Raw genomic sequence first — 13,178 nt, forward strand, 5'->3', positions numbered from 1 at the left:
TTTACAGTTAGGAAACAACTCCGATGACCTTTGACGAAGCGCAGGCTACTGTAGACGAATGGATTCAGAGAATCGGAGTCCGGTATTTTTCCGAACTGACCAACCTCGCTATTCTGATGGAAGAGGTGGGAGAATTTTCCAGAATTGTGGCCCGAAAATACGGAGACCAATCGTTTAAGCAGGGAGAAGATCCTCAAGCTCTTAGCAAAGAATTCGGAGATATACTTTTTGTACTCACCTGCCTTGCCAATCAAATGGGGATTTCAATGGAGCAAGCTTTTCAGGCAACATTAGAGAAAAATAATACTAGAGACAAGGATCGTCACAAGAATAATCCCAAACTGCAAAAGGAACTGTAAAACCTCCGGCATTGCCGCAGTAGTCATTTTCGAACGGCGAGCTCCAAAGAATCGGCTTTTGCTTTTCGTAGATCTTCTAAGGTTCTTACAATCAAACCGTAATCTGTTTTTTCATCCGCGAACAGGCGGATTTCCTTTCCTTTCATCGCGCCGCTTGCAAAAAGGTTTTCCAGCGAATTGGAGTCCATATTTTTTCCGTTCACCTGAAACTGCCCTTCTGGCAAGAGTACGAGTTCCATCTTTTCTCCCTTCGGATCTTCTCCCTCTCCTACCTTGGGGAGCTCTAGAGGCAAAGCACGGATTTCCTTTCTAAAACTGACCGCGAGCATCACAAAGATCAAAAGAATAAAGACCACGTCCATGAAGCTGGTCAGGTCCATATTATTGTCTTCTTCCCTTAATAATGATTTTCTCATATTTATTTACTCGGAGGAATCTTAGTCCAGGACAGCACTTCTCTTTCCAAATCCAGAACCCTGTGCTTTAAGAATTGATAAGCGAAAAGAGAGGGAATCGCAACCGCCAAACCTAGAATCGTCGTAACCAATGCCAGACGGATTCCTCCGGCAAAGGCGTCCAAACTTACTGTTCCTGCTTCTTGCAAAGTGGAAAATGCCTCCGAAATTCCGAGCACAGTTCCGAGCAATCCGAGCATCGTGCTGATCCCAGCCAAATGTTTGATCCAAGCGAGTCTAGTTTCTAAAGGGAATAAGATCAGAGTTAACTTTTCTGCCCAAATCTCAGGATCTATCTGCGAAGAAAATTGCTCTAAGAGGTCCTTTCTCCTTTTGGGGAGGACGCTCCATATATGCAGAAAAGTTCCTAAATTCCATACGGAAAGAATTAGGATCAGCACCGAAACCCATCCGCCTTCTTCCCAAAGATTCTTTATTCCCATTAGATCCCCTATTTCTCCTAAAATTTCACTTAGATAGAACATGTCGATCTCAACTGAGTTCCAAATCCCTCTTGCCAAAGTCGATTTCCGAAAAATTCTGTGGGAAATGTCCTCCTTTCAAATGCCTTCCACAGATACGAAAGCAAGTTTCGTGAAGGAAAATTTCAACCAAATCGCAAGAAAGTATGATTTGTTCAACGACCTCAATAGCTTTTTTCTGCACAGAATCTGGAAGAACCATTTGGTCAAGGAAGTGGAGAAAGAAACAAAAGGCCAACTTGCAGTATTGGATTTATGCTGTGGAACTGGAGATATCAGCCTTCGATTTCACAAATCCAAAAGAGTAGATTCGCTCTTATGCATCGATTTTTCCAGTGAGATGCTCGAAATTGCAAAGTCCAGATTAAAAGAACCGATTTCGAGCGGGCGCGCAGTTCTCAAAATAGAAGATGCTACAAACTTGAAATCAGTTCCGAACAACTCATTGGATGCGGTGAGCATAGGATTCGGGCTTAGAAATGTAGACAATCTTCCCAAGGCATTGTCAGAAATCTATAGAATCCTAAAGCCTGGTGGAGTATTTGCAAACTTAGATGTAGGAAAGGTGAAGAGTCCGATCATCTCCAACCTTGCGAACTTTTACTTTTTCAAGATTGTGCCCTTGCTAGGCTATCTGATCTGGGGAGGGAAAAATGAAATGTTTGATTACTTGCCGGTTTCCTCTCTCAACTATCCTGACCAAGAATCTCTTAAGGCACACTTAGAGCAGACAGGCTTTCTAGACGTTCGATACAGAAACTTCGTATTCGGGAACGTTGCACTCCATCTGGGCAAAAAACCGCTTCGCTAACGTGGTAAATCCTTATTTCCGTAGTCCTACAACTACTAAGTAACCCCAAAAATAGGATTTCAAAACAATGAATCGAATCTTACTCCTGGCGTTTATCGCCTCTTTGACCTTTCAGTGTAATCACAAAAAGAAAGGTATGTTTTTATTACCCTTCCTAGATCTTGTAAATACAAACAGTACAGGTTCTTCCTCCGGAACTTCCGGAAATACAGGAAGCTCAGGAGTAGTGTTCGTCCCAGGGGACGGAAATGGGAACCCGGCACCAGGCGTCGAAGTTCCGACAAATTCTACCGACAATTCTAATTCAGGAAATTCCGGCACTACCTCTCCGAGTGGTTCTACCAGTAATTCAGGCGGAGGTTCAGAAGCCTCTAATTCTAATTCTGGCGGGGACAATACTACTAGTTCTGGGGGAGGATCCGGTTCTCCAGGCACTTCCTCTGGAACCGAGCCAAGTTCCGACAATTCTAATTCAGGTAATACAAGTTCTGGTGGCTCCGACGAAGTGGCTAGCGGAAATGAAAGCGACTCAGGTAGCGAGACTCCTGCAGACACCGGTACAGGAAACACCCAGCCACCTGCATCTGATGTAGTTGCAGTCGTAGTTGTAGATGACCCTAAGGGTGAACCAGATTTCAATTACAACACAACTCAGAACATTCCACTAAATCTTACCGTAGTGAATAACCAGGATCAGACTGTGAGCGGTGCTACGGTTCTGGTCTATGACGAAAACAGCAATTTACTATTTCAGGGAGTTTCTGATTCAAACGGTAAGGTCACAGGAATTCTTACAGTTCCTACTTCTGTCGGAAATATTACCGTAGATATTTCAATCGGTGGAGATTCCATTTCTCAATACATTGATCTTACGAATGTGCTCGGAATCAATCGTACGATCCGCTACGAAATCAATCTACCTGCAAATCAAGTCGCAGATTCGGATAATGACGGAGTTCCGAACAGTACTGATATTTATCCGGATGATCCTACTAGATCCACAGAACTTCTTTATCCAAGCGAAGGAGTATATACGATTGCTTTCGAGGATCAGTATCCTACTCCAGGAGACGCGGACTTAAACGACTACGTAATTCAGTTCAAAAACCAAGAAGATCTGAATGCATCTGGTAAAATCGTTCGACTCAGAGGAACTTATGCTCACGTGGCAAAAGGCGCTGGATACAGACACAAACTCTATGTTCGTTTGCCTGTCGGCACAGGAGCATCCGTCACCTATAAACTTACACAAGCAAGTGGAAAGGTAGAGGAAGAAAAAACCGTACAAGTCACTGCGAACGACTTGGCTACTGGCTTTGAAATCTTTCCGGATTCGAATACTACGATTCGCAACCAAAACGTTCATCCGGGAGATGTTTTCAAACCTGGATTCACAGCGACCGTAGAGTTTGTTTTCAATTCTCCTGTAGCAAGAACCAGCATAGGTGCATTTCCCTATGACCTGTATGCATACGTGATCAACACCAAGCAGAATATCCATCTTCCAGGCTTATTCAAAAATGCGGATGGAAGCGATCCTTACCTAGATAAAACAGGATTCCCTTGGGCTATCCTAATCCCTGGCGCTTGGAAATATCCTTACGAGCACAAAGACATTCGTAAACCTTCCGAAACCGGATATTCCGAGTTCGCACTTTGGGCAGCCTCTAACGGAAAAGAATACAAAGAATGGTACAACCATATCAGCAACGATAGTCTAGTATTCCCTGTCCCGGATCCGGCTGGATTGCTCGGTTACCTTTACCTTTCCGTAAAACATTACGCCTTGATTTACGCTGTCGGGCTATTGTTGGCAGCAGGGGCAGCGCTTTACATCCTAAAAAGAAAGCACTTAATTAGAGCTTAATTCCTAGGTTACTTTTCAAAGGGCATCGGCCGATACTAGTCTGGCGATGCCCTTTTTGTCGTACGCTTCGGAACTCTGGCCTATTCTTTGGAAATTATTTGCTACGGTCTCTGCGGCTGTTTTCTACTGGGACTTTTACCGTAGAACTTATTATTCTGGTCACGAACCTCTAGTTTCCATCACAGCATTTTATTCAGGAATGTTCGCGACCGGCATCGCGCTCATTTGGGAGGCAGCGGTATTCGATCTGTTTCCGAAGCTCTCTCCATTTTCACAGGCAATTTTTGCAGGAGCACTTCCCGAAGAAGTTTCCAAGGTAGCACTCGCGCTCTGGTATCTCAGAAAAGTAAAACCCTCGGCAAGCTTGGCGGACGGACTGTACTTTGGCTTAACTTTGGGTGCTTCTTTTGGTTGTATCGAAAACGTTTTCTATTCTTTCAAACTGGAGTTTTGGCCGAGCCTACTTCGGGCAGGCACCTCTCTACCTTTACATACTTTCTTGGGTGGTATTCTAGGTTTCATTTTGCTGCAGAACCAGCAATCGCGCAAATCCTTTCTGAAGAATATAGAAACGATCTTCTGGTTTTTGGGGATTGTTTTGCTGCACGGAGTATATAATAGATTATTAATAGGTTCCGGAGAAGGAATTTTATTCGTACCTATCCTGCTAGGAGTGGCCTTTATCATTTTAGAGGTATTGATGGTGCAGTCTCAGGTCACCCTGCCCTTCGAAATTTTGCAGGCCGGAGGACTATTCATCGACGATTACAAAATCATTCAAAAGTATTCTAGATACGATTCCTGGATGAGATCGGCGCAATCCAAAGAGAAGGTCAGAGTCGTACCGGCATTCCGCCCTCTATCCCCAGGGAGGACCTTGATTTCGATTTTGCTTTTCGGGATTCCGATTTTCTGCGCAAATTTCTATTTCTTTACTCCTGAGTTAATCCCTTACTATCTTGAAAATATCGATTTCCTGTTATTCATTGCATTGTTTATGGAATATCCTGCGTGGTTAGGAATTCTATTCCTACTCCGCGGGATACTCAACCCCTCTTTCTTCCGGGAAAGAATCCTAAAAATTCCACTGTTTTTATCCGTAAACCTCGGAAAAGAAGAAGATGCAGAATCCACGTTAGCATACTCACTTTCCAGAAGAGGATTTTATTCGCCCGTAATTCGAGAGCCAGAATTAGGAATTCCCCTTTTTGTTTCCTTTTACGTAGCAGGAAGAACGTTTCAGAACATTTTAGCGATTCCAGTTTGGAAAAACTTTCGCCCGGACGATCCTCAGTTCGAAAGCGGCGCTCTCTACAGATTTCCGAAAGTACCGTTCCGGCTTTTGCTCTGGCGTTGGAGCGTTCGCATCCGACAGCAAATTCGAAATAGTTTAACCGTCTTCCTTAGAAAAGAATAAATTATAAAAATACGATCCTCTAAATTATCTATGGCTCAGGATCGAATCTTCAACACAACCGGATTTGTTCAGCGAAGTCCTAAGTTCGACTTGGCTTCTATCGAATTCGATTCAGTCCGTCAAAATCATCGGTTGACACAAAGAATTCGTTCGGCCCGGCCTCGAGCAGAGAAATTCTCATGATCTCCGCGCTCAAAAACTTCGCACCACTCGGAACAGAGAGAGAAACTTGGCCAGTACTTCCGTTCAGAGGAATGCTCCTAGCTTGTAGTTCCACACCTGCCTGATCCCAGAATTTCCAACGAATATAAACTGGCTTTCCAGGTTTCGGGTCATCCGAAAGAGCTACCCTAAAATTCAGACTCCCCTTGTCTCCGATCACCCAAGAGACACCTGAACGGAACGCGTGGAACTTAGAACCGTACTTGGAAACATACTTTTCTTTTGCGGAAAGTTGGAATGTCTTTCTCTCCTCGTAACGGAACTCAGCACCTTGTGCCTTGGAAGATAAGGAAATCAGTGTCTTTACTCCAAGAATCAATCCGAAGAGTAGACAGACCAAATTGAATACAGGAACAATCCACCATTTAGGAAGTTCTTTCGTACTAGGTTGAGAAGATCCCAAGATCCAAAAAACCAAAAAGCCTAGAATTCCGGCTCCACCGGTCCAAGGAGAATAGAAAGTGACCGGAAACAAAAGCAACAGCAAAGTCCAAGCGTGACCTCTTTGAAAAGCCTCAAGTCCAATCCAGGCACCAAATAAGAGAAAGAAAAAGACTCCGCCCTCTTCCATCATCAATATCCAAGAAGACAGTTGAAAGTCCTGCCAACCAAGTTGAGGAAACGCACCCCTGGGTCCTAATTCAATCCAGTGTAGAGCAAAACCTCCGAATCCTTGGCCGAATACAGGAGCCTCCTTAAACCAGTTCCAGGCGGAGAGAGTTTGGACCCATCCGTCTTTCCAATAAAATTCTAGGAGCTTGGAAAAACCTTTTCCCTTGGTCCAGGCATTTACAAAATCTTCGTGGAGTACCTGCCAGGCAGTGGGAGTCCATTCCCATTTTCCAAGCCAACCTACTCCGATCAGAACCAGAAGAGTGCAAGCCGCTACAATCGGAAAAAAGGCATACTTTAAGATCCTATTCCGAACCATTCTTCGATAGGCAAGACCTACCACCATTCCGACTTGAAGAATTAGTAAAATCCAATAGACCGTGCCAGAATATCTCCCCGCGATGAAGAGTGGAATGAGAATCACGGCGCTCAAGAAAACCCTGGAATAAAGTCTCCAGCTTCTGCTATGAATATAATAAAACAATACGCTCGCTAAAATCGGCATTCCGAGATTGAAGGAATTTGCATCTGGAAAAAACCCGGTGACTCCAAAGGTTTCCGCATTTCCAGGAGTAAACGGAAAGTTCGTATCGCCACTGAGCGCTTGCAAACATCCTAATATTAGATTTCCGGCAAATCCGAGTGCAAGTCCCTGCCTCCAATGCTTTACAGGAGGATCCGTATCGTGAGAACTGATCTCCTCTGCCATAAAATAGACCACGGAAGAAAGCCAAATACCGATCCCGTCCAGAGTCAGAGCGAACGCGTACTTGGACGAAACCCCTGACGAGTATTCAGTATCCGGTAGCATCAGATGAGTGAAGGAACTAGTACCGAAATAATGGAGGATTCTTTCCAAAATACAGGCCAAAAGCAAAACGAGTAAGCCGGTCTTTGGGTTCTCGGTAAATGAAAGCGAGTTCTTGTAGGGCCTGTTGATATAAAAATATCTCAGTACAGGATCTTCGTCATTGGTAGAATGCCCGTAAAAAGTAGAAACATACTGTCTTAAAAACACTCCAAAGGTGGCACCGGCTAACAATGAGTTGACCCAGAGAAAACCGGTCTCTACAGAGGACAGTAGCCCTGGAGCAAGTAGTACAAGAGCTACGGTCCAAATTCGCCCTGTTTTGCGATGATAAAAGTTCGGGAGACACCCTGCCAAGAATTGGATCCACGCCAATCCAAGATTCGCTTCCGGATTTCTTACGAGCAAGGTCCACCTAAGGAGCAAGTACGTTAAGAAAACAGCAAACAGTAAGGTTAGGAAAGTTGGTGTTCTAAGTGGCCGTAATCGAGCGAATATTCGGGGCACGAATAGGAAATGCTCCAGAAATTCAGGTAGATTTCAATCGAAAAAAGAATCGAAATAGGAAGAAGATTAATCTTCTAGGGAATCTAAATCGGTAGGAATTTTGTAGGTACCGGTAAGTGTCGCCGAGGCTGGGCTTTTTTTACCAGAAGCGCGGTGTTTGGAAATGGCTTCCGCATACTCTACAGTATAGCGAGTCCACGGAATCGCTTTCAAACGAGCGAGTGGGATTTTTTTCCCAGTGCCTTCGCAAATTCCGTACGTGCCATCTTCAATTTTTTCTAAAGCAGAATCGATCTCACGAATTGTTTGTATTTCCGCTTCGCTCAATACAGAACTTAAGGTTTCTTCGTTAATTTCAGAGGCGATATCCGCGATATCGCCCATTTCCTTCAATCCGGATGGTTTGCTATTGTCTTCCCACTTCGCATACTTCTCTAATAGAGCGGTTTTCCGCTCCAATAATAGGTCCTTAATCTCAGTAAGGACCTTTTTGTCATATGCTTGTTTCTTAGCCACCATACGAATTGCTCGGTTTCTTAAACCTTGGATTCCTTATGTTCGACGTGTTTCCGGCAGAATTTACAGAATTTTTTCGTGACTAGCTTTTCAGATTTCGTCTTTTTGTTCTTAGTCTGGAAATAAGAATTCTTCTTACAATCCTGACAGGTCAGTTTTATGATCTCTCTCATGGTAGGTTCGTCTTACCCAAAAAATTAGCCCTAAATCCCTATTCTCCTGCGATTTCAGTTTAGAAGCCCGGAAAATTTAGACGGGGAAGGACTGCATCTGCAATAAAAAAAAAACGGTCCGAAAAATCAAGGAAGATCGACAGAAACTTCCGAAATTTCCTCTTCTGAACTCCGAGCGGTTCTCCTCCAAATTCCAGCAAGAATACTTCCGATCACAGAATGTACAAAGCTAGAAAGCGCCGCAGGGACTGCCACGATCGGATTCTGAAAATTATTTTGAGCAAGTGCTACACCCAAAGCACTGTTTTGCATGCCTACTTCGATAGAGATCGTCCTGGCAAAAATGGAATTACGAGTGCTCCATTTTCCGATCCAGTACCCAAAAAAATATCCGGAAATATGGAGCAAAAATACGCAAACTACGAGCTTCCCTCCAGATTCTAGCAAGGACTGCTTGCTGGAACCAATTACAGAAGAAACGATCAATGTGATCAATACAACTGCAACTAAGGGAGAAACCTTTTTCAGGGTCCGAGCCGCTCTGGGCAGATAGACATTCAACAACAGACCTAAAATGACCGGGAGTAAAATCACTTCGAAAGTACTCAGAAACAGTTTTTCAGGTTTTACCGGAACAGTACTGCCGACTAGCAATAAAGTCAGAGCCGGAGTCATTACAACCGCGAGCAAAGTAGAAATTGCAGTCATCGTTACGGAAAGCGCGACATCCCCTCTGGCAAGGAATGTGATCACATTAGAGGCCACCCCACCCGGACAGCAAGAGACCAAGATGAGTCCGGTCGCAAGAGGTTCCGGCAAATTTCCCAGATTTCCGATCACCCAGCCGGAAATCGGCATGACCGTGTACTGAGCAAGCACTCCGATCAAAACGGGTTTCGGAGCGGAGGCGATTCTTTTAAAATCATCCGGAACCAGAGTGATTCCCATACCGAGCATCGTAATCCCAAGGCCATAAGTAATCCAAGGTCCTTGGAACCAAGAGATCCACTCAGGGAGGATCCAACTTAGGATCGCACCGAGCAGTACCCAGAGCGGAAACAAAAGGGATGCTTTTTCGAAAATCTTTTCCAACTGAATAGCCGAACCGTTTTATTTCGGAAGCAATTCTAGGACGCGTCCAATCTGTTCCTTCGTATTATAGATATGCGGAGAAAATCTCACTCTTCCCAATCGATAGGCGCACATCACTCCGTTTTTCTTCAGATTGTGCACGACTTCTTCCGCAGAGGTTCCTTCCTTTTCCGCCACCACGATTCCAGTTTTGAAATCAGGAAAATGGTCTGAGGCAAGTTTCCAGCCTGCTTCTCGCAATCTTTCGGAAAGATAATCAGCTATTTCGTAGACTCGGTTCATCACGATCGGGAAAGTGATGTCGTTTAACATTTCCAAAGTGGACTGAAAATAGACCCAATCGATAAAATTCACCGTAGAAATCTCGTAACGGTCAGTACCTTTCAGTTCTTCTCGATACGGCAGATAAACTTCGTCGTTGACTACCGAGCTCGTCCCCTTGAAAGGAAAGTACAGATTTTCCAGTTTTTCCTTTGCCACATAAAGCACACCTAACCCGAGCGGACCCAGTAGCCACTTCCAGGCAGGAAAGGACATATACGAGATGCCGAACTCCCGAGGTTTCACTGGGAGCAAGCCTACTCCCTGCGCACCATCTAATACGAATTCAATATTACGATCTTTTAATATACTCCCGATCTCTTCGAGAGGGAAAGGCATACCGGTACACCAGTGGACCGCAGACAATGAGACCACTTTTGTGTTTGCGGTAATCGACGCTTTCAGATTCTCCAGAAAACCTTCAGGAGTTTCGGACATAGGAACAGAGGATATGGACACTCCCCTATCTCTCCAGTGCTCCCAAGGATAAATATTAGAAGGATACTCGTTTTCTAGAAGTAAGATTTCGTCCCCGGCCTTTAGCTTGAGACCGAGAGAGATAAAATTCATTCCTTCATTGGTATGATGGATCAGCGAAAGTTCTTCCGGATCGCAACCTAAAAGTTCCGACAAAATAGTGCGTATCGCCTTTTTTACCGAAGGATAGCGCCTTACATCCGTTAGGCCCCCTCGTTTTGAGTATCCTTCCAGATATTCATTGAGCGCTCGAATTGTCTCAGTATTGCAAGGAGTCGTACCGCAATTATTCAACCAGATCATTTCTCGATTGATCGGATAGATTTCTTGGATTTTGGCCCAATCGAATGCAGGTTTCGTTTTCATTCTGGGTCCAGATTAGGAAAGGAAACTAGGAGAAAAAACCTTTTTTTGCTCCAAAACGATAAACGGAGGAGGCTTTCAACCTCCCCCTATCGTTAAGTCCTATAGGATTATCTTTTTTTCTTTGCGCCAGCTTTCTTTTTAGGAGCAGGTTTTTTGGCGGCACTTTTCTTTTTAGGAGCTGCAGCTTTAGGTTTGGCCGCAGCCTTTTTCTTAGCCGCAGGCTTCGCCTTTTTAGGTGCAGCTTTCTTTGCGGCAGTTTTTGCTGCCTTTGGTTTTGCGAGAGACTTGGACTTTCCGGCTGATTTTGCGCTGGAAGGACCTTCCACAACTTTGGCTAATTCTTCGGCTTGCTCATCCCAGAAATATGCTCCCCTTCCGGAAGAAGTCTGGTCCAAAGCATTTTGCTCTGCTTCGAGCAGGGACTGGTAGTTTTTGCTGTATTCCATCAGTTTAGAAAACAAAAGCCTGATATTCGGATCAGTGAACTTGGTGGTGAGTTTGTCGTAGAATGCGACCGAATTTTCAGCCTCTCGAATCGCGAGTTCCAACGCCTCGTGCGCGTTTCTGGAACCTGGACCCATAATCTGTCTGTCCAGTTTGTGCATTAGTTTTTGAATCGTTGTTTGGTGAAACTTATGAATCGCCGCCAATTGTTTTAGATTCGGAAGTTCTTCCCCCTCAGCATCCTTATACAGTTCGGTAATGAATTGTATATGCTCATCCACTTCTTCCGCTAAATTTTCAAAAAGCTCTCTGGTTCTACCAGGTGGTAGCTTTTCGTAGGTATTCATGTAAAATTCAAAGTAATCTTTCTCATGTTGGATCGCAGCCGCAACTGCTTCGAGAAAGGTTGTCTCCTTGAGGGGTTTAATACTCATACGTTTCTCCGGTGCCGACAATTCTAAAGATTTTCATTTGAGGTTCAATAAGAATTTTATTCTTCTTTTGTGGATTCGAAAATCAAATATTGCGCCAAGTAGTAAGTCCCCATGATCGCAATTCCGTGAAATGGAATTTTTATTGAGGTAAATTGTCCGAGTGCGATGAGAGCGTCGGAAACGATAAAAATAGAAGCACCGCTCAGAGAAAGAATCCATTTCTTTTTAGAAACTTCTCTAGCTGCGGATCTCCATCCCATTGTGCAAATCGCTAAAACATAAAATGCGACCGGAATTTGCATCGACGCAGGAATTCCACCTAACAGCCATGCATAATATAGAATTCCGAAAACGAGAAAAGGAAGGAGCCTCCACAAATGGAGAGAACTATGTAAGGAAAATGCGAACGTATAACAAATTTGTGTGATTAAAAAGCTAGCCAACCCGAGCACAAAAACTCGATCTGGAAGTGCTAAGATGGTGTCTCCGATTAGAGAAAATACAAGCCCGATTCCGATCCAAATTCCAAGTTTTGTCTTGGTTCTTTTTTCTTGTACTAAAGCAAAAATCAAAAGCACAATCGGCAATATCTTGCTCAAAAGCCTGAGTGCAAAAATTTCCGAGAAAAAAACCAACACCAACAAATGCAAAGAGCACAAAATAAGATAGAAAATCCTAAGCATAAATCTCCGCCAAAAGTCGAAACTACAGATTTGAGATTGTCAATCTACGTAACGTGAGGATCCTTGTCGTCCATTAACAAGTTTTAGATTGAGGAACCCGAATGCTCTCCTTTAGTCAAAAAGATACTACTCTTTTTCTCATTTTTGCAGTTCTAATCTTCACACTTATCTATATAGATTTATTCGTTTTAAACAAAAGAGCGCACAAACAAACCCTGAGAGAATCCGGTTCCTGGACACTTTTTTGGGTTTCCTTGGCGCTTGCCTTTTCACTGTTAGTTTATATTTTCCACGAGGATCCTGCTCGCCCGGAATTCGCAAAAGAAAAGACTCTGGAATTTCTCGCCGGGTATTTATTGGAATATTCCTTATCCATCGACAACCTTTTTGTTTTCATCATGGTGTTCTCTAAATTCAAAGTGCAACCTCAGTACCAACCCATGGTACTGAAATGGGGAATCATCGGAGCTCTCGTATTTCGCGGTCTTATGATTTTTTCCGGAGCAGAACTAGTTTCGAGATTCCACTGGGTGCTCTACTTTTTCGGAGTATTACTGTTATACTCCGCATGGAAAATGTTCTTTCACGTAGACGACGAAGAGGATTTCCATCCGGAAAAAATGAAAATCTTAAAGTACGCGAAAAAAGTTCTGCCCATGACTCACGTGCACCATCCCGAAAAGCTGATGGTAAAAGAACACGGAAAGATGGTTTTCACTTCCACATTCTTGGTCGTACTGATCGTAGAATTCTCGGACATACTATTTGCGGCGGATTCGATTCCTGCGATTTTTTCCATCACTCAGGACAGCTTCATTATCTACACTTCCAACGTATTCGCGATCCTGGGACTGAGGTCTCTGTTCTTCTTGCTAGGCGGGATCATGGAACTTTTTATCTATCTAAAAAAGGGGGTCGCATTGCTACTCGCATTCGTGGGAGCGAAATTGCTGCTTCCCGCATTCTCTCCTTATCTTTGGGGAAAAGAAATCCATATATCCATTGAAGTCTCGCTTGCGGTAATCGTCGGAACCTTGGTTGTTTCTGTACTGTCCTCTCTTCCTCATTATTTCAAGACGAAAAAAGGAAAGCACTAGGGTTTTCCGCTTTACACCAGGCTTCGCGACGAATC

At 44.0% G+C, this 13,178-nt stretch carries 14 protein-coding genes; 5 read left to right on the forward strand and 9 right to left on the reverse strand.

All coding sequences use genetic code 11. From position 1 onward, the window contains the following. Positions 1-23 precede the first annotated feature (23 nt). The gene (locus CH373_RS06780) at positions 24-359 is read left to right on the forward strand and encodes a nucleotide pyrophosphohydrolase (protein ID WP_100712648.1); all 336 of its coding nucleotides are present in this window, start codon (positions 24-26) and stop codon (positions 357-359) included. A 23-nt stretch (positions 360-382) separates the two neighbouring features. Here CH373_RS06780 and CH373_RS06785 read toward each other — a convergent pair whose 3' ends face one another. Both CH373_RS06785 and CH373_RS06790 read right to left on the reverse strand, forming a co-directional pair. Further along, positions 383-775: an ExbD/TolR family protein gene (locus tag CH373_RS06785; protein ID WP_100712649.1), complete on the reverse strand. Its 393-nt coding sequence runs from the start codon at positions 773-775 to the stop codon at positions 383-385. A 2-nt stretch (positions 776-777) separates the two neighbouring features. Then, complete coding sequence (locus CH373_RS06790) at positions 778-1,257, reverse strand: MotA/TolQ/ExbB proton channel family protein (protein ID WP_100712919.1); 480 nt, start codon at positions 1,255-1,257, stop codon at positions 778-780. A gap of 121 nt (positions 1,258-1,378) precedes the next feature. Between CH373_RS06790 and CH373_RS06795 the strand changes: the two genes are divergently transcribed. The 3 genes from CH373_RS06795 to CH373_RS06805 all read left to right on the forward strand — a co-directional run bounded on the left by CH373_RS06795 (position 1,379) and on the right by CH373_RS06805 (position 5,391). Then, a complete protein-coding gene (locus CH373_RS06795) occupies positions 1,379-2,107 on the forward strand; it encodes a ubiquinone/menaquinone biosynthesis methyltransferase (RefSeq protein WP_100712920.1) in 729 nt (242 codons plus the stop codon). Between the two features lie 67 nt (positions 2,108-2,174). Then, the gene (locus tag CH373_RS06800; protein WP_100712650.1) at positions 2,175-3,974 is read left to right on the forward strand and encodes an LruC domain-containing protein; all 1,800 of its coding nucleotides are present in this window, start codon (positions 2,175-2,177) and stop codon (positions 3,972-3,974) included. Between the two features lie 46 nt (positions 3,975-4,020). Beyond that, complete coding sequence (locus tag CH373_RS06805) at positions 4,021-5,391, forward strand: PrsW family glutamic-type intramembrane protease (RefSeq protein ID WP_100712651.1); 1,371 nt, start codon at positions 4,021-4,023, stop codon at positions 5,389-5,391. Positions 5,392-5,488: 97 nt separating this feature from the next. Here CH373_RS06805 and CH373_RS06810 read toward each other — a convergent pair whose 3' ends face one another. The 7 genes from CH373_RS06810 to CH373_RS06840 form a co-directional block, all read right to left on the reverse strand. Then, positions 5,489-7,540 carry a hypothetical protein gene (locus tag CH373_RS06810; protein ID WP_341476342.1) on the reverse strand — a complete coding sequence of 684 codons (2,052 nt, stop codon included), beginning with the start codon at positions 7,538-7,540 and terminating at the stop codon, positions 5,489-5,491. A gap of 66 nt (positions 7,541-7,606) precedes the next feature. Further along, positions 7,607-8,059, reverse strand: a complete 453-nt coding sequence (locus CH373_RS06815) for a TraR/DksA family transcriptional regulator (protein WP_100712652.1) — start codon at positions 8,057-8,059, stop codon at positions 7,607-7,609. Between the two features lie 17 nt (positions 8,060-8,076). Further along, positions 8,077-8,229, reverse strand: coding sequence for a 50S ribosomal protein L33 (rpmG, locus tag CH373_RS06820; protein WP_100712653.1), 153 nt, complete (start codon positions 8,227-8,229; stop codon positions 8,077-8,079). Between the two features lie 126 nt (positions 8,230-8,355). Then, on the reverse strand, positions 8,356-9,321 hold the full coding sequence (locus tag CH373_RS06825) for a bile acid:sodium symporter family protein (protein ID WP_100712654.1): 966 nt from the start codon (positions 9,319-9,321) through the stop codon (positions 8,356-8,358). 18 nt (positions 9,322-9,339) lie between these two features. Continuing rightward, entirely contained in the window at positions 9,340-10,485 is a 1,146-nt protein-coding gene (locus CH373_RS06830) for an aminotransferase class V-fold PLP-dependent enzyme (protein WP_100712655.1), read from the reverse strand. Between the two features lie 107 nt (positions 10,486-10,592). Continuing rightward, positions 10,593-11,363 (reverse strand): ferritin-like domain-containing protein, encoded by a 771-nt coding sequence (locus CH373_RS06835; RefSeq protein ID WP_100712656.1) that lies wholly within the window; start codon positions 11,361-11,363, stop codon positions 10,593-10,595. Between the two features lie 56 nt (positions 11,364-11,419). Beyond that, positions 11,420-12,046, reverse strand: a complete 627-nt coding sequence (locus tag CH373_RS06840; protein ID WP_100712657.1) for a lysoplasmalogenase — start codon at positions 12,044-12,046, stop codon at positions 11,420-11,422. A 101-nt stretch (positions 12,047-12,147) separates the two neighbouring features. On the opposite strand from CH373_RS06840, the gene CH373_RS06845 reads away from it, so the two are divergent. Further along, positions 12,148-13,143 carry a TerC family protein gene (locus CH373_RS06845; RefSeq protein WP_100712658.1) on the forward strand — a complete coding sequence of 332 codons (996 nt, stop codon included), beginning with the start codon at positions 12,148-12,150 and terminating at the stop codon, positions 13,141-13,143. Positions 13,144-13,178 lie beyond the last annotated feature (35 nt).

It is taken from the genome of Leptospira perolatii (assembly GCF_002811875.1).
GTDB lineage: Bacteria > Spirochaetota > Leptospiria > Leptospirales > Leptospiraceae > Leptospira_B > Leptospira_B perolatii.